At 43.1% G+C, this 25,977-nt stretch carries 21 protein-coding genes and 1 tRNA gene; 9 read left to right on the forward strand and 13 right to left on the reverse strand.

From position 1 onward, the window contains the following. The first annotated feature begins 6 nt into the window (after nucleotides 1–6). Both WOA13_RS03035 and WOA13_RS03040 read left to right on the forward strand, forming a co-directional pair. The gene (locus WOA13_RS03035) at nucleotides 7–1,143 is read left to right on the forward strand and encodes a hypothetical protein (protein ID WP_342126515.1); all 1,137 of its coding nucleotides are present in this window, start codon (nucleotides 7–9) and stop codon (nucleotides 1,141–1,143) included. Nucleotides 1,144–1,223: 80 nt separating this feature from the next. Next, on the forward strand, nucleotides 1,224–1,916 hold the full coding sequence (locus WOA13_RS03040; protein ID WP_342126516.1) for an RAD55 family ATPase: 693 nt from the start codon (nucleotides 1,224–1,226) through the stop codon (nucleotides 1,914–1,916). Between the two features lie 39 nt (nucleotides 1,917–1,955). Here WOA13_RS03040 and WOA13_RS03045 read toward each other — a convergent pair whose 3' ends face one another. Beyond that, complete coding sequence (locus tag WOA13_RS03045) at nucleotides 1,956–4,079, reverse strand: ATP-binding protein (RefSeq protein WP_342126517.1); 2,124 nt, start codon at nucleotides 4,077–4,079, stop codon at nucleotides 1,956–1,958. Between the two features lie 415 nt (nucleotides 4,080–4,494). Between WOA13_RS03045 and WOA13_RS03050 the strand changes: the two genes are divergently transcribed. Then, nucleotides 4,495–5,196: an RAD55 family ATPase gene (locus tag WOA13_RS03050; RefSeq protein WP_342126518.1), complete on the forward strand. Its 702-nt coding sequence runs from the start codon at nucleotides 4,495–4,497 to the stop codon at nucleotides 5,194–5,196. 101 nt (nucleotides 5,197–5,297) lie between these two features. Here WOA13_RS03050 and WOA13_RS03055 read toward each other — a convergent pair whose 3' ends face one another. Both WOA13_RS03055 and WOA13_RS03060 read right to left on the reverse strand, forming a co-directional pair. Continuing rightward, nucleotides 5,298–5,987, reverse strand: a complete 690-nt coding sequence (locus WOA13_RS03055; RefSeq protein WP_342126519.1) for a diphthine--ammonia ligase — start codon at nucleotides 5,985–5,987, stop codon at nucleotides 5,298–5,300. Between the two features lie 4 nt (nucleotides 5,988–5,991). Beyond that, nucleotides 5,992–7,494, reverse strand: a complete 1,503-nt coding sequence (locus WOA13_RS03060; protein ID WP_342126520.1) for an asparagine synthetase B family protein — start codon at nucleotides 7,492–7,494, stop codon at nucleotides 5,992–5,994. Between the two features lie 289 nt (nucleotides 7,495–7,783). On the opposite strand from WOA13_RS03060, the gene WOA13_RS03065 reads away from it, so the two are divergent. The 5 genes from WOA13_RS03065 to purQ all read left to right on the forward strand — a co-directional run bounded on the left by WOA13_RS03065 (nucleotide 7,784) and on the right by purQ (nucleotide 12,541). Further along, nucleotides 7,784–10,075 carry a hydrophobe/amphiphile efflux-3 (HAE3) family transporter gene (locus tag WOA13_RS03065; RefSeq protein WP_419095405.1) on the forward strand — a complete coding sequence of 764 codons (2,292 nt, stop codon included), beginning with the start codon at nucleotides 7,784–7,786 and terminating at the stop codon, nucleotides 10,073–10,075. Nucleotides 10,076–10,207: 132 nt separating this feature from the next. Next, nucleotides 10,208–10,846 carry a tetratricopeptide repeat protein gene (locus WOA13_RS03070; protein WP_342126523.1) on the forward strand — a complete coding sequence of 213 codons (639 nt, stop codon included), beginning with the start codon at nucleotides 10,208–10,210 and terminating at the stop codon, nucleotides 10,844–10,846. Between the two features lie 115 nt (nucleotides 10,847–10,961). Then, nucleotides 10,962–11,507, forward strand: coding sequence for a CDP-alcohol phosphatidyltransferase family protein (locus WOA13_RS03075; protein WP_342126524.1), 546 nt, complete (start codon nucleotides 10,962–10,964; stop codon nucleotides 11,505–11,507). 89 nt (nucleotides 11,508–11,596) lie between these two features. Continuing rightward, a complete protein-coding gene (gene purS, locus WOA13_RS03080) occupies nucleotides 11,597–11,845 on the forward strand; it encodes a phosphoribosylformylglycinamidine synthase subunit PurS (protein WP_342126525.1) in 249 nt (82 codons plus the stop codon). Continuing rightward, a complete protein-coding gene (purQ, locus tag WOA13_RS03085; protein ID WP_342126526.1) occupies nucleotides 11,846–12,541 on the forward strand; it encodes a phosphoribosylformylglycinamidine synthase subunit PurQ in 696 nt (231 codons plus the stop codon). It begins immediately after the preceding gene. A gap of 116 nt (nucleotides 12,542–12,657) precedes the next feature. Here purQ and rnhB read toward each other — a convergent pair whose 3' ends face one another. The 3 genes from rnhB to WOA13_RS03100 are packed head-to-tail and all read right to left on the reverse strand — an operon-like array spanning nucleotide 12,658 to nucleotide 17,824. Further along, nucleotides 12,658–13,302, reverse strand: coding sequence for a ribonuclease HII (gene rnhB / locus WOA13_RS03090; RefSeq protein ID WP_342126527.1), 645 nt, complete (start codon nucleotides 13,300–13,302; stop codon nucleotides 12,658–12,660). A 45-nt stretch (nucleotides 13,303–13,347) separates the two neighbouring features. Then, the gene (locus WOA13_RS03095) at nucleotides 13,348–15,642 is read right to left on the reverse strand and encodes a type II secretion system F family protein (protein ID WP_342126528.1); all 2,295 of its coding nucleotides are present in this window, start codon (nucleotides 15,640–15,642) and stop codon (nucleotides 13,348–13,350) included. 19 nt (nucleotides 15,643–15,661) lie between these two features. After that, nucleotides 15,662–17,824 (reverse strand): type II/IV secretion system ATPase subunit, encoded by a 2,163-nt coding sequence (locus tag WOA13_RS03100; protein WP_342126530.1) that lies wholly within the window; start codon nucleotides 17,822–17,824, stop codon nucleotides 15,662–15,664. A 219-nt stretch (nucleotides 17,825–18,043) separates the two neighbouring features. On the opposite strand from WOA13_RS03100, the gene pheT reads away from it, so the two are divergent. Next, on the forward strand, nucleotides 18,044–19,666 hold the full coding sequence (gene pheT, locus WOA13_RS03105) for a phenylalanine--tRNA ligase subunit beta (RefSeq protein WP_342126531.1): 1,623 nt from the start codon (nucleotides 18,044–18,046) through the stop codon (nucleotides 19,664–19,666). A 58-nt stretch (nucleotides 19,667–19,724) separates the two neighbouring features. On the opposite strand, the gene WOA13_RS03110 is transcribed toward pheT, so the two are convergent. The 7 genes from WOA13_RS03110 to WOA13_RS03140 form a co-directional block, all read right to left on the reverse strand. Then, entirely contained in the window at nucleotides 19,725–20,582 is an 858-nt protein-coding gene (locus WOA13_RS03110) for a rhomboid family intramembrane serine protease (protein ID WP_342126532.1), read from the reverse strand. A gap of 98 nt (nucleotides 20,583–20,680) precedes the next feature. Beyond that, nucleotides 20,681–20,777, reverse strand: a tRNA-Arg gene (locus tag WOA13_RS03115). A gap of 135 nt (nucleotides 20,778–20,912) precedes the next feature. Further along, complete coding sequence (locus tag WOA13_RS03120; RefSeq protein ID WP_342126533.1) at nucleotides 20,913–21,689, reverse strand: sulfite exporter TauE/SafE family protein; 777 nt, start codon at nucleotides 21,687–21,689, stop codon at nucleotides 20,913–20,915. A 72-nt stretch (nucleotides 21,690–21,761) separates the two neighbouring features. Then, on the reverse strand, nucleotides 21,762–22,448 hold the full coding sequence (locus WOA13_RS03125) for a potassium channel family protein (RefSeq protein WP_342126534.1): 687 nt from the start codon (nucleotides 22,446–22,448) through the stop codon (nucleotides 21,762–21,764). 12 nt (nucleotides 22,449–22,460) lie between these two features. Beyond that, on the reverse strand, nucleotides 22,461–23,465 hold the full coding sequence (locus tag WOA13_RS03130) for a potassium channel family protein (RefSeq protein WP_342126535.1): 1,005 nt from the start codon (nucleotides 23,463–23,465) through the stop codon (nucleotides 22,461–22,463). Nucleotides 23,466–23,533: 68 nt separating this feature from the next. After that, entirely contained in the window at nucleotides 23,534–25,276 is a 1,743-nt protein-coding gene (locus WOA13_RS03135) for a site-2 protease family protein (RefSeq protein WP_342126536.1), read from the reverse strand. A 108-nt stretch (nucleotides 25,277–25,384) separates the two neighbouring features. Then, the gene (locus WOA13_RS03140) at nucleotides 25,385–25,843 is read right to left on the reverse strand and encodes an ester cyclase (protein WP_342126537.1); all 459 of its coding nucleotides are present in this window, start codon (nucleotides 25,841–25,843) and stop codon (nucleotides 25,385–25,387) included. Nucleotides 25,844–25,977: the final 134 nt, after the last annotated feature.

Raw genomic sequence — 25,977 nt, forward strand, 5'->3', positions numbered from 1 at the left:
AAGAAAATGGAAGTCGAAATCTCATATGCCATCGATTTGCCCCAGCCAATAAGCATCATGAATGCCCAGATTTTTTCCTGGGAACATGGTGTTGTGAATTTTACAGACAATGAGATATGGTTTCCTACAGAAACCAGCTGGAAAGTAATACCTTTTAATTCAATAGAAGCCGTAGGAGTTGAGATACCACCTGCAGTCATAAATGAAATACGTAAAGAAAGTGGTTATTTCGACGAACTGATATTGAATTACAAGAAAAGTTCCCTTTTTGGTTCTTCATACGTAAAGCATTCCATGGCCCTTGCAGGCAATTCCCGGGACCTTGAACTGATAAGAACACATTTGACTGAGCGTATAGGATTTCGGGCCAATACCAATTTCGAAGGTCTTAAAGAGGAAGAAACAAAGCTCTTAAGCCTGCTGTCAACTGAAACAAAGGACATAAACTCCTACCTGCCGCTTATATCTGAAGACAGGAACGTACTCCAACGCGCTTTTGAAACACTTAAAAGAAGAGGACTTGTAGATCAATCTGCAAGAATAACACAACAGGGTCATTACTATCTTGAGCAAACAAAGGGGGTTTCCGATACAAAAACAGAACAAAACCTTCTATTCACAGAGGAAACAGAAACCCAGGATGTTATCGAAGTACTGAACCCAAAAGATACCATCGTCCAGTTCACAAAGAAATATGAATATTCATTTACTTCAGGTTCTGTCTTTTTAGAAGATCTATGGCATTACATAGTGGTTCCGGAAGTAAAGGAAATCAGTTTAAAGGTTCTGGACATCAACGAACCTTCGCTTCATATTCAAACCCGTTCCGATGCCTCAATTAATATCGAGTCTGAAAACTCACAGGTCATCTTTGCATTGGAAAAAATATTCAATGCAAATGAAGATATTCAGACAAGGTTACTGACATGCCTTTACCTGGGAATTAGTAAAGATTATGATATTGCAAATACTTTGTATTATGCTCCTGAAAAACTTAATCTACAACTAAATGAATTACATACGAAGAGACTTATTGAAAGTGATAAGACACTTTCAGCCAGCGGTCTTGAAACTATCAGAAATATCCTGAATTTTGAAAGAAAAGATGATGCACAACAATTTCAGCAGTCTTTACAATACTAATAATATAACTGTTGGAGTCAGGAAAATCAAAAACAAAATACAATAACAATAATTGTAGCAATAACAAAAGGGTGGTATTCGTGAGATTTATAGATACTATTGAAGGTCTTGATGATATATTTGAAACCGATATTCCAAAAGGAAGTGTAGTCCTGATAACCGGGCCACCCGGAAGCCTGAAATCCGGATTTGTATTCTCTATACTTTCAAACTATCTGAACAACTGTGAAGAACACGGGATCTACGTAACCCTTGAGCAAAACAAGAAAAGCCATCTTGAGAACATGGGAAGTATGGGATTGGAACTTTCAGATAATCTTACAATATCAGATTTCACGGACTACAGACTCCAATATGATGAATTCTCAGGAGACCTGCTAAGCCTTATCGAGACAAATATCATCCAGTATAAGCATAAACTAGGAGACAATTTTACCTGCCTGGCCCTGGATTCCCTGGGTGCGCTTTATTCATTGATGGATGTTGAACCTCGCCTGCTTAGAAAGAGGCTCTATCACCTGTTAGAACCTTTAAGAAGAGAGAACCTTACCACTTTCATAATTCTTGAAATGGCTGATCCTAACGGACCCAACCATGATTTTGAAGGTTACCTTGCAGATGGTATAATTGAACTTGGAGTCCACACAAAAGACAATAGCACTAACCGCTACTTAAAGGTCAGGAAAATGCGTGCAACAGCACACAATATGGACCCATATATTCTCACTGTTTCAAACGATGGGCTACATATATACAAAGGAACCATTTTCTAAAACAATAGCCTTCAGATAGTGGAGATCATTCAGAAAAGTTCACCGGGATGAATTTTCGGGTTTTAATGGAATATTGAATCCGAAAGTACTTCCTTTCCCAGGCTCACTTTCAACCCATACATCTCCACCATGCATTTCTACAAAATTTTTGACAATTGCAAGACCAAGACCTGTGCCTGCATACTTCTTTGAGGTAGCAGACTCCAGCTGACTAAAAGGATTGAACAGTTTATCCAGGTCATCCTGTGAGATACCCGGTCCCGTGTCTTCCACAAATGCAGAAACCAAATTATCAGTTGTTTCAAGTCCCATTGTTACAGATCCGCCTTTGTCTGTGAACTTGATTGCATTGCTTAAGAGATTGTGAAGAATTTGCTTGAACTTCAACGGATCTGCCACAATAATTGGCTTCTCGATGTTAATATTGTAGTTCAGCTCGATCTGTTTCTCCATTGCGAGAGGGAGCATTGTCATTTTTACCCCTTCGATCATATCATTGAGAACAAACTTATCAGGAGACATCTCCATCTTACCTGCCTCTATCTTTGAAAGGTCAAGAAGATCATTGACAAGTTCCAGAAGATGTGTACTATTTGTAGAGATATTAAAAAGATACTTCTTCTGGGTTTCAGTCAGGACATCATAGGCCTGAAGATTAAGCAGATCTGAAAATCCAATTATCGAATTAAGAGGTGTCCTAAGATCATGACTGACATTTGCAATAAAGTTGCTTTTTGCCTGATTAGCATCTTCAGCAGCGACCTTAGCATTGTGTGCCTCTTCCTCTGCCTTCTTTGTTTCAGTGATGTCAGTAAAGATGGTAGCGAAATAACCTTTATTTGGTGAATAGGCAGAAATATCAAAGAACCTTCCAATTGGTTCCGAATATAGTTGGAAACGTGTTTCTTTACCGGTCAAGGCAACCTCCCCGTATTTCTTAATAAAAGGTGTTTTTTCGATACCAGAAAGAACTTCCGTCACACATTTACCGAGGATGTCATCACACTTTAAGCCAGTCAGATTCTCAAATGCTCTATTGGCATCAAGAAATACATAATCAATAACCTCACCATTTTCATCGGTAATGACCTTGTGAAAAGCAAATCCGTTTATAGAATGCTCAAAGAGTTCACGGTATTTCTTTTCACTTTCCTTAAGCTCATTTTCCATTCTTGCACGTATTTCCTCAGCTTTTTTGCTTTCAAATGCCGATCCGATACTATGAGAGGCCATTCGGAGAATAGCAATATCTTCTTCGCCCCAGTCTTCATTATATAGAACATTATCCAATCCGACAAAACCGGCAAGTTCGTTGCTAACGTACATCGGAACAACTAGCAGAGACTTGATATCCTGCATTTCAAGTGTCTCTTTTTCTGAAATCGCTTCACAAGGCAGGCATGAGACATCCCTGATATGGATATCTTCACCCATGTGAAGTTTTTTCATCCACCAGGGGAACATTTCTGTCGGTAGTCCCTGAAGAGATCCTCTTTGTGAGCTAACTTCATCTGAACAGTATTCATGAGTGTTGTCCATAAAAGCCATGTCTTCACGGAAAAGAAAAACATAGCTTCTACTGCTTTCAAAAAGATTACAGATCTCCTCCAGAGCAAAATCAATATTTTGATCGATATTCTTTCCTGAGGAGAACATCGAGGAAATGGAGGCTACCGTTCTTTCGATCTCAAGTTTTCTTTTGGTTAAAAGGTTTGTTCTTTTGATCTCAGAGACATCAGATACAACAAGTGATACTTTTGCAGCTTCCTGATGAGGAAGCAACGTTGTTGATACGAGCAAATAGTGTGTTCTTGTTCTGCCATCGGACCTAATCTCCATTTCAGCTTCTTTTTTATACAGGTTCTCACCTGTCTCAAAAGTATGAGTTATAGAATTTCGTACGACACAATCAGAACATTCCCTGTTCTTGCCGCAACCCTGTCCTTTTATTGAGTTGACACAACCAAAAAGATCCCCCCCAAGAAGCCCGAAAGCTTCATCTTTATCTTTCCCCAGGGCATCAGTAGTAGCACGATTTATGTATTCAACTCTCGCATCACTATCCACAATCATAGCAATAAAAGGAACATTCTCAAGAACTGATCTTAATAAATGCGCGTCGACTCCAGTATCCGCATTTATGTTATTAGATCCATTGATCAAAGAATTTTGAGCATCGTTTTTAAAAATATCCATATTTGGCTATCCTGTATATTGTCAAGACAGTATAATCAATAGTTTGTAAGATGTATAAGAATAATTGGTCATATAATATTATATTATTGAATATCTTTTTTCGTTAAAAGATGAAACTTCTGGAAATAATATTACTGTGCTTTACTAAAATAATAATCATATTAAATATACGAACCATATATAAAAATGTTCAATATTTCATTCTGTACAAAAATATTTATACACGAACACCAAATCATTTGTGGTGGTTTCGATACATATTTCAAATGGAGCTAAGAGCATTGCTACTCATATCTGTAGATCCATTCCAAAAAGAGATTGAACTGCCTTCATAAAGGAATCAAAGATAGTTTTGGTCCCGTCTAAAATCACTATATAGGGGATGCATTTACTGAAATTCATTGATACTATTGAAGGTCTTAACGAAGTATTTAATAAAGACATACCAAAAGGAAGCGTAGTTCTTATTACCGGAGAACCCGGAAGCCTCAAATCAGGACTTGTATACTCCATTATGGCGGGATATCTGAATGGTTGTGGTGAAATTGGTTCATATATAACTCTTGAGCAAAATAAAGATAATCATCTCAAGAATATGAAAAGCATGGGTATTGAACTTTCAGAACAATTGTTCATATTTGACTACACCGATTGCAGACTTCAGTCAGATGCATACTCCAGAGACATCCTGAGCCTCATAGAGAATAGTATAATCCAGCAAAAAATTGAACATGGCGATAGATTTTCCTGCCTGGCACTGGATTCACTTGGAGCACTATACTCGCTTATGGACAATGATCCAAAACTAATGAGAAAGCGTCTTTACCATATCCTTGAGCCATTAAGGAGACAGAACCTCACCACATTCCTGATCCTGGAAACAGCAGGTTCAACAGGATCGGAAGTCGACTTCGAAGGATACCTTGCAGACGGAATAATAGAACTGGGATTCCATACAAAGGATGAAACATCGAAACGTTATCTTAAAGTTAAAAAAATGCGTTCATCTGCCCATAGCATGGAACCTCACGCACTCACTGTTTCAAAAACGGGGTTGCAAATATACAAGAGTACGATCTTCTGATCAAAACAGGAGTAGTAATTAAGAGAAAATGAAGAGAATAAAGAAGACTGAACAATCGGAACCATAAGAAGCAGATAAATAAAAAAAGAATCGGATAAAGGTTATTTCTTGTCCACCAGTTCTGCATCCTCGATCACAACGTTCGCAGTGTACTCGTCACGTTCCACGAGCCTGAAGTCGTTGATCTTGATCTTCTTTTTGAACATCGGGGCATCGGTGACAAAGCTTTCGAACTCTCCACCCTCACCTGCAATGTTCAATCCGATTTTCTCGTTGAGCTTCACAAGCTTATCGACATCAATGCTGAGAATTGTCTTGCCAACCCAGCTACTGTTCAGGCCATAAGCTGCGATACTGCTGAAGATGAACTCAAAACCTTTGTCCAAAAGCTCCCGCATCTCCTGCTCCTGATCGATATGCCAGAGCGGGGAGAATGACTCAAGTCCCAGTTCATTGCAGATCTTCTCTATCCGGTCCTTCTGGTAATTGGAATACAGTGCACCGGTCACAATTCCCTCGATGCCAAACTCCTCCTGAGCCTGCATGATGGCTTTTTTTAGGTCCTCGAGCTCAAGTTCCTTTTCACCTTCTGTAAAGGTCTCCAGTAAAGGCAGTTCCATGGCATCTGCCTGCAGTCTTGCCAGGTCTATATTCGGAGTGTGGAACATATAGGAATCAGGATTTCTGCTTTTGATGGTTATCAGGCATTCAATGGAATTGCCTTCTTGCTGCATGATATGCAATGCATAATTGGAATCTTTACCTGAACTGAAAAGAACACCCAGTTTCACTTTATCATTCTCCTGAAAAACTATTGATATACTCTGTCTTGTTACCAAACCCAGCACGCTTTGCCAGTTTTGTCAATGCTTTATCGAAGCGGCTTCCGTACTGGGCAGCCTTTTTGCTGCGCTTCGTGATGACTTTCGGCAAGTCCAGCTTCTCGCCTACCCTTCGCAGTACCACTTTGTTCATACTCTCTGACATCTTGAATTTCTCAGGAATTGCCAGCGAGTACTCCACAAACCTTTCATCAAGATAAGGGAGACGCAGGGATACTCCTGTAAATGCTGCAACAGTGTCATCCCGGTATGTGTTTACCTCATGCATCTCAAGAATGTCCTTCAGGCAATCCCGGTTTATGTTATCGGATCTCTTGTATCGATTGTAACCTGCAAACAGCTCGTCTGCTCCGGCACCTGCAAATAGGACATTGATGCCATCTTTCTTTGCTGCAACACTTGCAGCATACATGGTCATTGCAACACCGGTCTTCGGGACACTGGCATCTTCTATCAGAGGCACAACCAACCCCAGATACTCTTCAACTGCCTCAAGATCGACCTCATGGATCTTCAGATCAAATCCAAGCTCTTCAGATATCCTTTTAGCACATGCAATATCCGGAGAGGAAACTTCACCGGAAAGCCCGACCGTATAACAGGTCACTGAAACACTCTTCTCTTTGGCGATCTCATTACAAATGGATGCCAGGATAGTTGAATCAATCCCTGCCGAGAACATGACTCCAAAATCCTCATCCGGCACACGTACTGAAACGGCCTCCCTGAGCAGTGCAAGCAATTTGTCTCTTACATCATCCTCCGAGCCCTTAACTTCAGGAAGTTGGGAAAGGAATTCCCTTTCATGCATCGTAACTGTGTCGTCCTTAAGGTCATAGCACAATATTTGCCTTGGAGAAAGCTCCTTAACCTCAGTGTAACCTGATTTTTCAAGGAACTTCTTCTCAGAAGCAAAAGCAAGGCCTTCGGAAACATCATACCAGAGAGGTTTAACGCCTATCAGGTCCCTGGCAAGATATATCCTGTCATTTGCTTTACATGCAAAAGCATAGACACCCCGAAGTTTACGCAGGGATGAATCGAGAAAAGCAAGAGTTTGGGATATACCCGATACTTCGAAATTCATTCTTTTAAAGATGTCACTGAGGAATAATTGCATGAAATCGACGCCATTGTCCATGGTATCGGAAAAGATAGAACCTTGTGTGTTGCACAATTCATCCCAATTGTATAGATCAACATCACAAACAACGGTAATGTCGGCCCCGGATCCAGAAAGATGAGTTGTTGAAGGAGCCATAGAAGGATCAAAGAAACTTATCATGGAATCATCGGCTGTTAATTCAGACAACTGTGACCCGGATGAAAAACTAATGAGTTCATCCCTCGTATAGATAAGTGCATCATATTTTCCGCGATTTTCCATATCCCGGAAAATTGGAGCGGTGTCCACACCCATGTTACCTGTATTAAAATAGCCTGCGATCCTGCTCATGTACTTGAAAGTATCTGTCAACCATATATCTATGTATCGGAGATGCTGAGAAATGTATAATTAAGATATGAGAAGATAAATGAAGGAACGGATAGAATTAGCAGACGTATATACAATAAAATATATAGCCCATGGACATCCATTTAAGTCATCGATCTAAATCAACAAACCTTTTCCGGTCTTACTGCCATCAAAAAAACCTGATGAGGACTAAGGAGAGATCTTTCTGAAAAAACTATTCGAAAAACTGGGCTTCTTCATTGAGAATAACGCCCTGCCGGTTATTGCAATAGCATTCCTTTTCATAATCTTATCCTTCAGTGGTGCCAGTCAGATAACCATGGAATCGGGTACTGACACTTTTGTTGAAAAAACATCCCAGCTTTACCAGGACTATGACCACCTTTTCCTGAATATATTCTACACACAATCCATGGTGGTACTGGTGGAGAACGGCGACGTTACCGACCCCGAACTGCTGAAAGCGGTAGACCGGCTCGAACGTCTTTCGAGCTCTATCGAAGGCGTGGTGGAAACCTCCAGCATGGCATCCGTGGTCAAGGAAACCAATTTCCAGACATCGGGAAGATACAGGATACCGGATGATCCGAACCAGATAGACCACCTGCTCGAGATCGCAGGTCCCCAGCAGCTAATGCCGGATGAAACCCACACGATCATCTTTGTGAAAGCGGCAGGAGATACAAATGAAAATGCCCTGAGAGAGATCCTCAGGGAGGTCGAATTTGCAGCGGAATTTGCGGATTTCCCTCCAGAATACAAAGTAATAGTAACAGGTGACCCTGCTTTCAATGTCGCAATGGAGGACGAGATGAATGCCAGCATGGGACCTCTCCTGATGTTGTCAGGTATTCTCATGATAATTGTGCTTTACCTAGTATTCCGGCATGTCAGGTGGCGACTACTTCCCCTCGCAATAGTTTTTCTTGGAATAATCTATACCTTCGGCGTCATGGGATACGTCAGGATACCCATGAGCATGGTCTCGATGTCCGCTTTCCCAATACTTGTAGGACTGGGGATAGATTATGCTATCCAGTTCCACAATCGTATCGAAGAAGAGCTGGATAAAGGCGAATCAGAATCAGAAGCTGTTATAGAAACAGTCAAACACACAGGACCGGCAGTGTTCATTGCACTTATCATTACTTCCCTTGGTTTCGTTTCTCTTTTCACTTCCTCAGTCCCAATGATACAGGACTTTGGCAAACTCCTCCTCATAGGAATATTCATGTGTTTCCTTGCATCCCTTTTTGTTGGTGTTACTGTCATTTACGGACTTGACACCCTCGGGAAGAAGAACCGCATATTCAGAAAACTTGCTTCCATAAAGCCTTCGATCAGTATTCGAAAAGTAAAAGATAAAGAAATCAGAACCGGGAATGAAATTGAAGGTAAACCTAACGGAGATTCCCTTGAACGTCTTATCGAAAAGACCACCATGGCGACGATAAAGCATCCCGGAATCGTGCTCTTCCTGGCAATTTCCCTATGCTTGGCCGGTTTCTACGCTGATTCTCAGGTTCCGATACAGACTGACATGAAAACATTTGTTCCCACCGACATGCCTGCACTTGTGGATTGGAATCACATGGCAGACGTCCTTGGAGGAGGAGTATTCCTAAATCTGATCATCAAGGTGGATGATGCAGCTGATCCCGAAGTACTGCAATGGATGGACGAGTTCAGCGAACGTGAGGTCGATGCCAGGAGTGATATCTATGGAGCTGACAGCATTGTCCCGATCGTTAAGCAGATGAACGGGGGTACTATCCCTGACAACAGGAATGAAGTACAGGCAATCTATGACCAGTTGCCGGAAGATGTACGCAACCGGTACATCTACAGTAACAGTATGCTCCTGTTGAACCTCGATATCGGTAACGCATGGGAGGGACTTGGCATCAAAGGCATGGAAGAGCTTGTGAAGATCGTCAGGACAGATGTGATGTGGATGCCTCCGCCACCTGACGTCAGTGTCACCATCACCGGAGATACCGTGACCTTCACAGAGGTTATCTCAGCATTGACAACGGGACGTGTAGCAATGACAATGCTCGGACTCATTATGGTCTTCGGAGGACTTGTTGTAATATACCGTGACTGGCTCAAAGCCTTCACACCGGTTATCACAATGCTCATGGTCATTGGCTGGGCAGGCGGAGTCATGTATATCATGGGTATCGAATATACGCCAATGACAGCAACACTTGGGGCGTTGATACTTGGAGTGGGATCCGAGTATGCAGTCCTGATGATGGAGCGTTATTTCGAAGAGAAGGAGAAAGGGCATAGCCCTGTGGAAGCCATGCGTGAGGCAAGCAAGAAGATAGGAAAGGCGATCATAACGTCAGGTCTTACAACACTCTTTGGTTTCTCAGCATTGATAGCATCACCGTTCTCAATGAACAGCAACTTCGGTATGGTCACAGTGATCGATGTTGCACTGGCACTACTTGCAACTTTCATTGTATTCCCACCGGTGCTTGTCTATCTTGATAGCTGGAGGGACCGCAGAATGGGAATTGAAGTTCCTGAATTGAAGTATATTGACCATTGAATATATATTCAAAGAATACTCTATAATTGTGAAAGATACCTGATACTCAAAACATGCCTATTGATGTTTGGCATTCCTAAAAAAGGTAGCAATTAAATTTTCTACTCATAAATGAGAATGGAGTCGCTTTTGATGGAAGAGAAAGGGAAAACAATAGAAGAACTGTTCCATCTTGGTTTCCACGCAGAATATCCGGAAGAAAAAATAGAATACTATAGTGCAGTGCTTGAATCTGATCTCAGAGATCCACGTTTATGGAATGAGGAAGCTGTAGCACTTGTGTGGACGAACACCGGGATAGCTTACTGTGACCTGAGTGAATACAAAAAAGCCGTATACTGTTTTGAACAGGCATTGGATCTTGATCCCCGTAATTCCGATATATGGTACAACAAAGGTATTGCACATTCATATCTTGGTAACTACAGAGAGGCTATCGAATCATATACAAATACCCTGGATATCGATGAAAGATACGATAATGCATGGATCAATAAGGGGATGATACATGACATACTGGGAGAGTATGAGGAAGCCATCAGATGTTACGAAAATATACATGTGGCAATGGATATCGATCCAAAGTATACTCTGGCATGGAACAAGAAAGGAGTTGCATACTACCACCTTGGAAAGTATGATGAAGCTATTACGTGTTTTGCAAAGGTCCTTAATGCAGATCCCGAATATGAAGATGCAAAGAACAACCTTTCAAATGCAATGGCCAAACTAAAGGATATCGGGGAGCAGGGAGCAATAAGCGATAAATAAGTTTAATGAATATGCCCCCATAAATTCTATAATAAAGAAGCCCTATAATAGAACTTGAGATCAAGAGGGATCAATTATTTTCAACGAACTAAAAGATACGATCAGAATCTCCGTTTTGCCGCTTGCAAAGAACATTCCGATCTCACCAAATATACTGACGATCATCGGACTGCTTATCAGTGTTATCGCAGCCTTTGAGTTTGCCATCGGCGATCTTATCATGGGAGCAATATTCATAATGCTAAGCGGTATTTTCGATGTCCTTGACGGTGCGGTTGCAAGGGCCTCAGGAAACATAACACCTTTTGGAGGCGTATTGGACTCTGTCTGTGACAGGTATGCAGATGCTGTCATCTTTGCAGGGATCATCTATGGATCCATCAACGGGAGTATCTACCAGCCTGCACTTCTACAGGCACCACTGTGGCTTTGGTGTGTTCTCGCACTGATCGGTTCATACATGGTCAGCTATACACGCGCCAGGGCAGAGGCCGCAGGGTCAACCTCAATGAACGTAGGGGTCGCAGAAAGGTCTGAAAGACTTATCATACTTGTACTGGGAGCATTAACAGGATATATTCTGATAGCAGTAGCCGTGATAGCAGTTCTCGCACATGTCACCCTTGTACAGAGAATATTAAATGCAAAACAAACATTATGACACAATACAGGATTTTAAAGCGATATTTTTAATTGCTTGATATCCATTATACCCCCTAATCACATTATTAGCAAGAACAGAGGATCAAAATGCAATATCGTGCAGAAGTAACAATAGAGCTTAAACCGGGAATGCTGGACCCGGAAGGTACTACCATCAGAAGGGCATTGGAGCACCTTGGATATCACACAAACGAACTGAGGACATCAAAGAGATATATCATTGACCTTGAGGAAGAATCCGCTGAAATGGCAAAGCAAAAGGTAGATGAGATGTGCCAGAAGCTTATCGCAAACCCGATCATCCACAATTATACTATCGAAATGAGGGAAGCTTAAATGACAATCGCCATCATAGAGTTTGGTGGAAGTAATTGTAATCTTGATGTTCTGCACGTACTGGAAGATGTTGTCGGTGCAGATGCAGAACGTGTCTGGTACAAGGAAACAGATCTTGACAGGTTCGAAGGTGCAGTGATCCCCGGCGGATTCTCCTACGGTGACTACCTGCGCTCAGGTGCTATCGCATCCCGTACACCCATCATGAATTCTGTTAAAAAGATGGCAGATGAGGGCAAGCCTGTCATGGGTATCTGCAATGGATTCCAGATACTGACCGAATCCGGACTCCTCGATGGTGCCCTGACAACCAACGAATATCCAAAGTTCAGATGCGAGTGGACCAGCCTGAGAGTTGAGACCACAGATTCACCATTTACTTCCGCTTTCAAGGAAGGAGAGATCATCCGCATACCCATCGCTCACATGGATGGTAATTTCTATGCTGATGAACCAACCCTTTCAGCAATGGAAGATGAAAAGCTTGTAGCCTTCAGGTATGTTGACAGCGAAGGTCACGTGACCGACGAGGCAAACCCTAACGGCTCACAGGAGAACATTGCAGGAATACTGAACCATAAGAGAAACGTAATGGGACTCATGCCACACCCGGAAAGAGCATCAGAATCCGTTCTTGGTTCCGATGACGGTGTCAGGATGTTCAAGTCCATGGTAGAGTATATTTCTAACAGGTGAGATCACCTGAATATACTCAACTTTTTAATTTCTATTCTTTTATTTCCTTTTCTTTAATTCGATTCAACCTTCTATCATTGACCAAAGAATTTTGTAATTTCTTGAACCGAACAATTTTACTTCCCGACAATGTTCTGTGCGGTCTTCCAGGAATGCCTGACGATATCCGGCAGGGAACCATGCTCACCATACCAGTCCTGAAGGAACTTCTTGGTCTTGGGATCAGAGGGATATCCACTTCCAAAATCAATACCGATCTCCTTTTTGAGATCCTCTATAAGCTCATCACGCCTGACCTTTGCCACAATGGAAGCTGCGGACACAACCGGGAAAAGGTCATCTGCACCGTGCTTTGAGACGATCTTTGGAGCAGCTGCATCGGGATGTTCTTTCATATAATTATCAAGAAGGCGCTTTCCGAACCGTTCCTCCTTTACATCCGCGGCATCCACATAGATCTCATCACCCCGGAGCTTCTCGATAACATTCCCAAAGCCAAGCACCATGATATCGTTCATGCTCATCAGTTTGCGGAGCTCATCGATCTGACCGGGTGAGACCTCGAATACAAAATAGTCATCTGCATACTTCTTAATCTGACCTGCAAGATGCTCTCTCTTTTTGGGCGAAAGTTTCTTTGAATCGGCAACCCCGAGATTCTTAAAGGCGTTGCTCTTACTCTTATCTATCCTCACGCCACCAATGCACATAGGACCTATTACAGGCCCTTTTCCGGCTTCATCGATTCCCACTATCTTCATTAAAATCCCTCATATTGCAATTGACTGCGTCAACAGAACAACTACTCATACGAACAGGGTGAATATAAGATAGCCGATTGTGATCATGACAATTGAGTGTTTAAGTCCTGAAAGTACATTTCCTTCACCCATTGCACCTGCCATAAGACCTGAGCTTAATCCCTGGAGAAGGGAAGCGTGCATGAAAAGGCGAGTGTATGCATCAAGGTCAAAGTTCCCGAGGAAACCTCCGGCCTGAGTACCGGCTTCAGCCATCTTTTCGCCGGCATTTGCCATCTCTGCCAGGAAGGTTGTGGAGATAACATATATGACACCAACGAACACGAAGAACGCAATGTAAATGATGACGATATAAATCATCATGTTCATTGAACGCTCACGCTTCATGGCCTGTTCTGATGCAGCATCACGTGCGGCTACCAGAAGTACTTCACCCACATCACCGCTTGATTCGTTGGCCTTTGTGATAAGGGTCATTGAACGGGCGATCACATGCGTCCTCAGCCTGTTGGCAAACCTGATAAGGGAATCATTTACGTTCATTCCCCAGAAGATGTCCCTCCATATCCTGTGAACTTCTCTTCCAAAGCTGCCTTTTCCTGAATTTGCCATGAGCTTTATGGAATCACGCAGGGTCATTCCGGTCTCATTAGTACTGGCAAGTTTTTTGAGGAAATCAGGGAACTGTTTCTCAAGACTCTTCTTCCTGTGGGATTTTACCTCGTGGAAAATAGCAAGAGGAACTATCACCATGAAGAGACCAAGCACGATATAATCATCAATAAAAGCAACGATGTCAGTTGTTGTATACAGGTTTCCTTTGTTTATCCAGAATGGGATAAGAATTGCAAGGAATGCAATTGGCAAAGTGATAGCGAGTGTATAAAGTGGTTTGTCAACCAATGGAACGAGAGGGTTCATCAGGAAATTTCTCATTGCCAGTGATTTCTTGGAACTTGCGAGATCCTCATACAATTCCCTTTCATGTACCTTTTCCTCGGTCTCATCAATAAGCTCACCTGCCCCATCATAGACCGGTTCAAGATATTCAGGTACCTGAGGGATGCCATGGTCAAGGATCAGGGAAGTAGGCAGTTCATCAGGCTCACCACTCTCACTTGGGGTGATGATGCTTATCATCACGACGAACATGAGCGAACCGATAGGCAACACTGCATAGATTATGGCATATACCATTGTCTCTGAGCCGGAACCCATTACAGCCATCATGACACCAAGTATGATAATAAAGAGAGGACCTGCAACGAATGCGGTCACATAGGATTCTGCCAGCAATGCCAGGGTCTCAAGGAAACCTTTCTGGTCCACAATGGATTTCTGTAGATACTGATCAGATTTGTCCTGGAAATAACGCGGAATACTTCCACCACTGTCTATGATGGTCAGCAGGTTCTGCATAAGGTCCTGGAACCTTTCCGAAGGTGTGATATCACTAATATTCGAGATAGCTGTTCTCAGGTCGTGTCCGAAGTAGTCCATCTCACGAAGGATGGCATCGATCTCCTTCGATACTTCCCCGTAAGTATCCTCGGAGCGGGCAAGGAGCCTGAATACCTCTATGATGTTCATTCCACCCTTAGAGAGGGCATACATGAAAGTCACAGCATAGGGCAAATGCCTGTCTATATCGCCTTTACGTTCTCCGGCTTTAAATCCGGGGTAAAGCATGAACAGGCCATAGGTAGCACCACCGATCATTGCAGCAAACAGAACCGTTATAAAAAAGCTAACGAACAACGATTTAAATTGCAGTATCCAGGAAGTGGACTGGCTGAAATGAAGATTTGTGAGGGTATCGGGAAGCCCGACCACACTGACAACAATATATGAAAGGATCAAACCAAGAATAACTCCGAATATACAGCAAAGCACGGAATAGAAGATCGCATTCGAGACATACATCTCATATGAAAGTGGCACACGTGCCTGGTAAAGCTGCACCTGTAAATTTTCATATTTCTCTTTCCTTGCCTGTATCCTGTCACCAAGTAATGCAAAAGGTATCTTTTTGAAGATAGTAAGGCGATCGAAGAACTTATCAAACGTACCGGAATCCTTTTTTGGTCCTCCGGAGATCTTGTTTTTTATATTGTCCAAGAAAGAAACCTTTCGCTTAACTGAAGAAACATTGGTAACATCGGGATTTTCAGCCTCATCTGAGAATTCAGGGTCGGAATATGAAATCGAATCTGAATTGGAATCATATTCTGAAGTAGAATCCTGAAAATTCTCCTGATCTTCAGCATCATCGAACATATCAGGAATATCTTCCTGAATCTCGTCTTCACGGCCCTTTTCCCGGGATATGTCTTCTGTCACCTAACCACTCCAGAGGGTCTCATAACATATTCAGTTCCTTCAGCACCTTTTCCGGTGTGGACTGGTAGGCATTGATAATACCTGAGATCTCTTTGAAATCATCAACATCATTATCTACCATATATTCCAGTATGCGCTGTCTGTTCCTCAGTTCCCGGTTAACGTCCGCTGCGCCCCAGCCTCTTCTCATACGTATATCCATCAGGGCTTTTGAATCTCCTGTCCTGTGGAAAGTATCAGTGGAAGAATCCCATACGAAAACATCATTTGTCCTGACATTACGTGTATTCGGATCAATGTCAATGATCTCCACGACCTTAAGGTTCCTTCTCACACGCTTGCCCATGGAATAGGTCTGTGCCTGGATACACATGATATCCAGTGCCTGTATCATGTTACGTGGAACACTTATAGGCGGGTTCTCAAGCCTGTGGATAGCCGATGGTACGGAATCGGCGTGCATTGTCGAGAAGGTCGTGTGACCTGTGGACATTGCCTGGAACAAGGTAAGTGCTTCTTTACCACGAACTTCTCCCACAAGGAGGTATTCCGGACGCTGACGAAGTGCGGCTTTAAGAAGGTCATACATATCCACAGAACCACGGTCGTCCGCCGTGAAGGAATCCCTTGTAACACCCGGGATCCAGTTTGGATGAGGTAATTTCAGTTCCCTTGTATCTTCAAGGGAAATTATCTTAGCCTTTTCAGGTATGAACAGTGACACAGCATTCAACGAAGAGGTCTTACCGGATGCAGTACCACCGGCATAGATCAGGCTCTTGTTGTTCTCAATGCATAACCATAGATATGCCATGCATTCCGAAGAGAATGTTCCCCACTTCAGCAGGTCTACCGGAGTGATAGGGACATCACTGAACTTCCTGATAGTAAATGTACTTCCATGCGTCGTAACACTGGTACCCAGTGTCATCTGGATCCTCGAACCGTCCGGCATGGTCGCATCAACCATAGGATCTGCCACAGAGATGTGCTTTCCGCTCTTCTGGGCAAGCTGGATTATGAAAGAGTTAAGCTCCTTTTCATCAAAGATGATGTTGGTAGCAATGTTCTGGTATGTCCGGTGATAAAGGAATATCGGCTTGCTGTGCCCATTACCGGAGATATCTTCTATTGAATTATCATTCATCAAAGCATCGATCTTGCCGAACCTGATGAAATCACGCTTAATATAGTAGAACACCTTTTCGAGCATCGCAGGAGTTACCTCGATAGCATAATCCTTGATGATGTCACGGATCTCTTTTTCAAGAACTACTTCCCTGTCCTCAGTCTCATCAATGTCCTCTACAAGAAGCTCGTTGTGAAGGCGGTCCTCTATTTCGGTCAGGAACACAATTTCAAAATCAGAGAGTGAAGGCTCGACAATATAGTATATGTGATCATTTAGATCCTCATTATAAAGAATAACAATAAAGACATAAGGCTCCCAGATCCAGTACCGTTCAATTTCCTCATAACCTTCGACGCCTGTAAACTCAGAGAGTGGTTCATGGACTTCCGGATCATAAGGCTCTACCTCTTCATTTTCCCTTCTGAAAAGGTTCTTGATCTTGTCCTTGATACCGATCTTTTCTACAGGAGCGGATTCCTCATCATCTGCAGGTACAGCTCCTTCCTGAAGCTCTTCTTCAGAAGCTCCTTTTTCGGCATCAATGCCTTTGGACTCACTTTCTCCGAACGCATCTGAAAGTTCCGGAGCCGGCTCATCAGCTCCACTGCCCTCATCTGTAAGCTCAATGTGCATTTTCGGGACAGATTCTGTCACACTTTGCTGCCTGTTTGCAGATAATTCAAATTCTTCGGGATCAACAGTAACAGGTTCAAACCCCTGAGGATAACCACCCTTAGGTTTCCAGTCCCCTTCATTTGACCTGGATTCTTTTTCAGGGCGACCAAAGTTCTCAGAGCGTGGCAAAAGGATGCCGAACTCCTCATCGGAATCACTGCCAGGATCATTCATTTCAGGAGGACGTTCAGAATGTGTTCTAGACCTGCTCCTTGGTGTCAATATAACTGCTTCAATGTCTTCTTCATCAATATCTTGAACACTATCCCCTGATATGGTCGCATCAGGGTTATTTTCAACGGCATTCTTCTGGTCTGCATCTTCAATGCCATCAGTCCTGCTGTCATTCAGGTTTTTTTCTGCCTCATTCACCATTGTTACACCGCAAGGAGTCTGTGATCATAACAGACACAAAATGTGTCCTCTATTATCATAATGATAATTATTATTACACGTTATTAAAGTTATTGCATTTAAAAGAGCACATTGGAAAGAAAATTGATGAAAAATATTAAATCAAAAGCTACACATGTTCGTTCTATTATCGGTTCAAATTGCTAATGGTCATATAATATGACCGCGGAGATATCCCACATGCCAATAATTACCTTACAATATGAGGATCTGGAATCACTCACACGTTCAGACAAGGATACGATCATTGACCGCGTACCAATGATAGGTGCGGACATCGAGCGTATTGAAAAAGAATCCATAGATATTGAGTTCTTCCCCGACCGCCCTGACCTCTACAGTGTGGAAGGAGTAGCAAGGGCCATGCGTGGATTCATGAACATCGAAACCGGCCTTTGCCAGTATGATGTGACACCATCGGATATTAAGATTGAGCTTGATGACCAGATCGGGAACGTACGTCCGGTACTTGGCTGCGCAGTTGTAAGGGGGATCAAGTTCACATCCAGTTCCATCAAATCCCTGATGGACCTGCAGGAATCCCTCCACTGGGGTCTTGGAAGGAACAGGAAGAAGGTATCCATTGGCGTCCATGATATGGCAAACATCACACCGCCATTCAAGTACCAGGCAGTAGATCCTGATTTTAAGTTCGTGCCTCTTGACTTCACAGAGCCAATGACAATGGACCAGATCCTTGCCGAGCATCCAAAGGGAGTCCGCTTTGCCGATATCCTTGAAGGAATGGACAAGTATCCGCTTATCACTGATTCAAAGGGAGATGTCCTTTCATTCCCACCAATCATTAACGGAACACTCACAAGAGTGGAAGAGAGCACAACAGACCTGTTCATTGATGTGACCGGTCTGGGAGACGCTGTCTATACCGCACTCAACATTGTAGTGACCGCTCTTGCAGAGAGAGGTGGCAAGGTCGAATCTGTGAATATCGTATATCCTGATGGAACTGAGAAAGTAACCCCTGACATGACACCTCGAGACCTCAAGCTCCCAAGGGCTGAGATCGATGAACTGATCGGCGTGGAACTTACCAACGAGGAGATCATCAACGAGCTTGAAAGAATGGGATTCGGTGCAAGCCTTGCTGACGATGGGGAGAACTTCGACATACAGGTCCCATCATACAGGGCTGACATACTGCACAACTTCGATGTGATCGAGGATATTGCCATAGGATACGGTTTTGACAAGATCCAGAGCGAGTTCCCGAAGAATGCCACAGTCGGTAGTGCTCACCCGATCTCACTTACAAGCAGTGCAATGCGTGAGATAATGGTAAGCCTGGGATACTCAGAAGTAATGCCTTTTACACTCACCAGCCAGAAGGTGCACTTTGAGTGGATGTGCCGTGAAGAGACAGATGATGTTACTTTCGTACTCCACCCCATAAGCGAGGACCAGACAATGGTCAGAACCACCATCCTGCCAAACCTCATGGAGATCTTCTCCCTGAACCAGCACCATGAGCTGCCACAGCGCATCTTTGAGGTAGGAGAGGTAGTTGTGAACGCAAAGAACAGGCTCCACCTTTCAGCCGCTTCAATTCATGCGCAGGCAAACTTCACAGAGATCAGGGAAGTCCTGGACGCTGTGATGAGGGAAAGGGACATCGCATACGAAGTTACCGAATCAACCGACCCTGCATTTATCGAAGGCAGGCGTGCTGACATCATTGTAGATGGCAGGAAGATCGGAGCAATGGGCGAACTCTATCCCGGAGTTATCGTCAACTTTGGCCTTGGCCAGCCGGTCGTTGCTTTTGAGATCGACCTTTCAGAATAACATCAGATATTGATACCTGATCATCAGTGTTCCCGGAGATCTCCGGGAAATCTCTTTTTTAGAATACCTCATTGAAACGCTCAAGCATAAGAGTGGACAATAACCCGAATACATAGCCGGTGTAATGCCCCAGACTATTGATGATACCGGATTCATTTACGACCTCTTCAGGTATCAGCAAAGGCAGACCTATCAGGAAATATAAAAGGAGCAGATAAACCAGCAGGGCATAGATCACAATAAAATTTGATGAGCTCCGTGTAATGCCGGATCCGAAATACGAATGGAGCTTCGTAGAAACATAATCAAAAAAAGGCCTGTTGATGTAAGCAGTTACCAGCAGAAGCAGGGAAATTGCCAGATACATGTAAACGGGTACATTCAAATGAAAAAGAACCAGGAATAGGTTCAGAAAAATTAAGAAATAAATGAACTCATGCCCGATCTTAGGATAATAATATTTCTTGCAATACCTGTAGAAAGCGAACATCAGGTAAGCTACCAGAGCACTTACGATCCCTGAATATCCCTGAACAGGAAATGGAAGACCAATGAAATACACCATTGAAAATGAAACAATGAATGGCAGGACAAAAGAAAACAACAGGAACGATGTAATGAAAAATCTCCTGTTGGTCTCGAAATTGATAATAAGGAACATAATGACCAAATAAAATATCATATTTCCCATGAGGTGGGAATACGAGGAATGGACATAGTTGGACAAAAATAGTGTCTCGATCTTTGGATCCAACGGGAAGAGAATAAAGTGGTCAAACTTCAGGTAATCCGGCAGAATGAACAGGATCAGAAGAAGAGACGGGATAAAAAGGAACAGAAGAAAGATGTCAGTATCCTTCCACCCTACGTTAAGGAAATGGAATTTGCTGATCTCATCTTTGATTCCAGATTTCATAGATGATAATTGTCTGCAAAACATTATAAGTTTTTGATAGAATCCGACAAATCAAAAAAGTCAGAGATAAGATCAGAATATAAAAATATCAAAAAATACGGGCCCGCCGCGATTCGAACACGGGTCAATGGGTCTCTTCGGGGAATATTTTCCACTTCGAAGCCCATGAGGATATCCTGGCTACCCTACGAGCCCTTTAAGCTTAGAATTGCGTTGTATCATTGCGATGTTTTGTATTAAATCTTTCTATCATAAAAATGGTGCCATGAAACATAGTTCAGAGGGATGCTTGCTAATTTTTACCCATCTATAAACCCATTTCTTGACACTTTATTTCCCCATGAGGGAATACCGGATCGCCACCGAAATAAGAATTAACACAACACCCAATATTCTGCTGAAATAACTCTCAAAGAATATACGAAGCCTTTCATGGCGAAGATACATCAGGCGCGAACCTATCTGACCGCCCACCAGTGCTGTCAGGCCCATTCCGGCAAGCAAGAAAAGATCGATCTGCAAATTGCCAATATGGGAGAGAAAACCAAAGAGGGATGAGAAAAGGACCACTAGAGCGGATGTGGCTGGTGCTTCCTTTATTCCAAATCCCAGAAGCAGAAGCGCAGGGACCAGGAATGTACCACCACCGATCCCCAGCATACCTGCAAGGATACCAATGAAAAGCCCGAGAGATATGCCAAGGATCAAACGTTTCTTCTGACTGGCTTTTAAACCTCGTTCAGATTTTCCGATCCTCTTCGAGAATATCATGGTAAAACCTGCAAGTGCCACTATAAGACTAAACACATTCAGGGTTGTATTTTCAGGAACAGACTGTGATATTAAAGCCCCGAATGGCGCAGCGATGGCCGAAGCTGCGATGAAGGGGGCTGCAGTGTGAAAATCCACCATCTTTTTTTTGATATAGGTTATGGATGCTGAAAATGTTGTAACCACATTCAACAGCAAAGCGATGGTGATCGCGGTCAAAAGGTCCATTCCAAGCCAGTATAGAAGCGGTACATAGATTATGGCACCACCCATTCCCAGGAATGAGAAAAGGATAGAAAGGAAGAAAACGATGGCAATGTAGAAAATTGGGTCCATGAATATATTTCCACCAAAAAGATATCAATTATTTAAATTCCGGTTAGTCCTGATCAGTCCCGCCAATCATAGTTAATCCTGTTTAATGAAGACATTCCTGAACTTTTCGATCTGCTCCCTGTTTCCAACAACTGCGATGGTATCCCCCACCTCCAGAACGAAGGAAGAAGGAAGAGACGTGGTCACAGAGCCACTTCTTTCCACACCTATGATACGGCAGTCGAACTTGCCTACAATATCAAGATAGCCTATGCTATTACCAACCATGGAAGAGCCTTCTTTAAGCTGGTACTTCTGGATCTCAATGCCTTCGTAGAGCACAATATCCTCATAAAACTGATAGCATTCCGGTTTTGTACAGGTGGATGTGATCTTCGCAAGCAATTGACCGGCTACAATGGAAAGCGATCCGACATAATCCGCACCGGCCTTGTAGAGCTTATCAATGGAATTCACCGAATTCGCACGGGAGAATATTATGCAATCAGGCTTGAGACCACGTGCCATAAGAGTTGCAAAGATGGCTTCAGTATCGATATTCAAGGTGATGATCACTGTTGATGCTTCTTCAATGCCTGCCTCTTTGAGAACAGATTCATCAGTCCCGTCACCAATTACATAATCAAAATTGACGTTTGAAAATCCTGCCCCGGTTTTGTCTACCACTGTGAAATGAACACCGTTCTCAATAAATACTTCAATTATACGTTTGCCAACGTCACCATAGCCAAGTACGATCAAATGTTCATTGGTTATCATGATGTTACTCCTTTAATCGGTCAGTTTACCCAGTCTCTGAAGCTGTTCCATGGTACCTACTGCAATAATTACAGTGTTCTCTTTAATGATATCAGCAGGGTTGATGTTAAAAGTGAGCTGACCGCCTTTTCTTAATCCTACAATGGTAGCTCCGGTCTTTTCCTGCACATTTGCCTGTGCAAGCGTCTTTCCGATCAATTCGCTTTTTGAGTAAATAGGGAACTCTATGATCCTGCAGCCGTCAAAGAACTCAGTGGTCCCGAAAAGCACACCAAGATAAGGATCAACTGCCTTCTTTGCAAAAAAGCGGCCCAGGACCAGTTTAGGCGAAATTACACGATCAGCACCCGCATACTTCAGGTACTTTATCTTGGAAGCATCCTCTGCTACGGCAATTATCCTGACCTGACTTACTTTTCTTGCAGTAAGGACTATGTTCGCATTCTCATTGTCCGACTGGTTCGCAATGAGAAAACGTGCGGAATTTACGTTAGCATTTTCAAGTGTGATCTCATCAGCAGGGTCACCATAGATACAGGAGATATTCTCTTTGGTCAGTTTTCGAAGAGCTTCTTCATCTTCCGACACAATGACAAAGCTTGTGTTCTGTTCTCTGAACTCCTCCACAAGGGTCTCCACAAGAGGATTATAACCGCATACAATGATATGATCCGAGAACTTCTTTGGCACCTTGACAGCCAGAGGGAGCTTCATGGTCTTCTCGAACCATGGGGTAATGACCAGCGTGATCAGTATTCCAAAGAACAATGGAATTCCTGATACCTGAACAATTATGGAAAAGATCTTCCCGATCTCTGACATGAAGACTATATCCCCATAACCAACCGTAGTTACGGAAGCAATAACCCAGTAAAGCGCATTTATCAGAGTGGCATACTCATACTGCCCCTCGTACACCATAAGATGCATGAAGATCAGCATATAGACCACAACAACAGCAATTGACATGCCAATATAAGCTGCAATTGATGAAGTCAGGAATTTTGGATATCTCATCTCATTTCCCCTCTGATCTTTTTATGCCATTCTTAATGTATCATAACCTTGTCCCATGCCGTAGACCATCAGAAGCCATGCACAATGTATGGACCGAATATCATGAACAGGAAGGATATAAGGATCACAAATGTGAAAGTTGCTGCAATAGCTGCTGAGATATTTGCTGCCCTTTCCTCATCCGGTACGATCCTGCCGACAAACGAACGCAGATAGTCCTTGAATACGTGTCCTCCGTCAAGTGGTACTGCCGGGAGACAATTGAACAGGCCTACATAGAAGTTGAGCCAACCTATCCATAGCAGAGCATTTGCGATCCAGAAAACACCTATACCAAGTGGCTCACCCCATCCTACAGGATGGTAGAACTGCGCAAGTGTGCCACTAAATCCAGGGAAACCTTCTCCTGCAAATCCAACGATCGGAAGTCCCAGAAGAATAATCCAGCCGACAAAACCGGTCATCATTGAAGGTATTGAACGCAGGGCTTCAAGGTATGCCTTTGCGGGGAACTCACCTACGGTAATACCAAGAGGTGTGATATTAAGTCCGTTGGAACCATAATAAACGCCAAGGAAACCTTTTTCGGTGGCACCGTCAGGATGGGAAACCAGTTCTACTTCATAGAAAGCAGACGATCCATTTCCTTTCGGACCATCGACCATAACTGTTTCCACAAGTATGGTCTGACCCACTTTGGTCGAGTTCATGAAAAGTACAAAGTCATCTGATGAATTTATTTGGGTACCATCAATTTTGATGATCATCATTCCCTGTTCAATTCCCACTGCTTCAGCAGGTGAATCAGGAACAACATCATTCACATAGATACCTTTAACGTCTTCAACAGTATCTTCCCCGACCTGAACATCATAGACCGATACAACACTATCTTTGGCTGCATATACCTGTACAACAGTACCCGGTTCAACACTACTAACGTATAACAGGATATCGTTTGCTTTTTCAATTGGAGTATCATCGATCTGCGTAATGACCATATTGTCCTGAATTCCCGCGAAATCTGCCGGAGAGTCAGAAGTAACATTGACTACCATGGCATCACTAAGAGGTGCTATCGCACCAAGCACAGGACCGAACAGCAGTATTAAAGCAATGGCTGCGACCACGAAATTGGACATGACGCCTGCGGCCAGGATCCTTGCCCTCTGCTCCCTTGTAGCCATCTTACTTTTATCGGGTTCCTTTTCCAGGCCAAGGATCTTCCTTTCAATAGGTCCTTCAGTGGAGCCTACCTCCTGATCCTTGTTATCCGCCTTTACTCCGAAAAGTTCTTCCTCATCCGGTTCAGCGAAGCCGCCGATCGGAACAATTGCCAGCAGGATACCCATGGATTTTACCCTGATGCCTTCTACTTTACACAATATGGCGTGTGAGAACTCATGTACCACAAGCGTGACAAGAAGAGCTATCACACCCCAGGAAAGAGGTATGAACTCATTAACACCAGGGATCAGGAAAATGTTCCTTGCCTCATTGAACTTCCCGGGCTCAGGTAGCGTATTGTCCCCTATGGATGAAAGCATGGCGACATCCGATACCACTATGACAAGGAACATGGCAAACATTCCAATGAACATCAACACTATCCCGACGTTTGCAAATAATTTCCATGCACTTTTAGGCTTTGCAAGGAAGTCCAGGAGTTTCTGCCCCCTGACAGTCCTTATCATAAGAACAGGGCCATAGGTAGAGATGTTGTATCGCTCAAGTATGCCCTTTTTGTCGAGGATCGATACGATGACCCAGTACAAAAGGAAGAATGCCATTAAAATTCTGGTTTCTATCAAATGAATTCTCCGGAATTATATGTAAGTATAAGACGATGCATTTTCAACTAATCTGGTATCTGTTCGTATAAAAGATATGCTATTAACAGCAAAATTCAAGCGTTATTGTCAGAACATATCAGATGAGAAAGCACCGAATTGCTGGGCAAAGTTCAACTGGTCCACCTCTTCCCAGTCCTCAGCGATCAGGCCATCCTCTATACGCGTAATGGTAATACCGGTAAACCGCACCGGCTTGCGTGTGGGGGGTACCCCCTGGAAGTCAGCAAGATGTGTACCGCTGGCAGTCCATCTGGTCACAACCCGGTCACCTTCAGCAATTACGTCATTGATAATAAACTGCAGATCAGGAAGCGCTTTATGAATTGATTCCATAAATTCCATAAGAGAATCAAGGTCCAGGTCTTCGCCACCAAAATGTATCTGGTAGTCCGGGCTGCATTTATCAGTCAGTTGTTTTGGATGCCAACCCTGATCTGAAATTCCCAAAACCAGTTCTTTGTTCCTTTCTTCAATACTGCGAGGATCGAAGGATGGATCGTTCTCAGGTATAGTTGCCGTCATCATTAAAACAGAATTACCTACTCTTTAATAAATATATTTCAAAGAAAAGCATCATTTTGCGTAAAATATACTATTGAAACCCACTCAGAAGATAAAAAATAATCGAGCGACAGATAAGTTTATAACAAATACGGCTA

Origin of the sequence: Methanococcoides sp. LMO-2 (assembly GCF_038432375.1) — an archaeon.
Taxonomy (GTDB): Archaea; Halobacteriota; Methanosarcinia; order Methanosarcinales; family Methanosarcinaceae; genus Methanococcoides; species Methanococcoides cohabitans.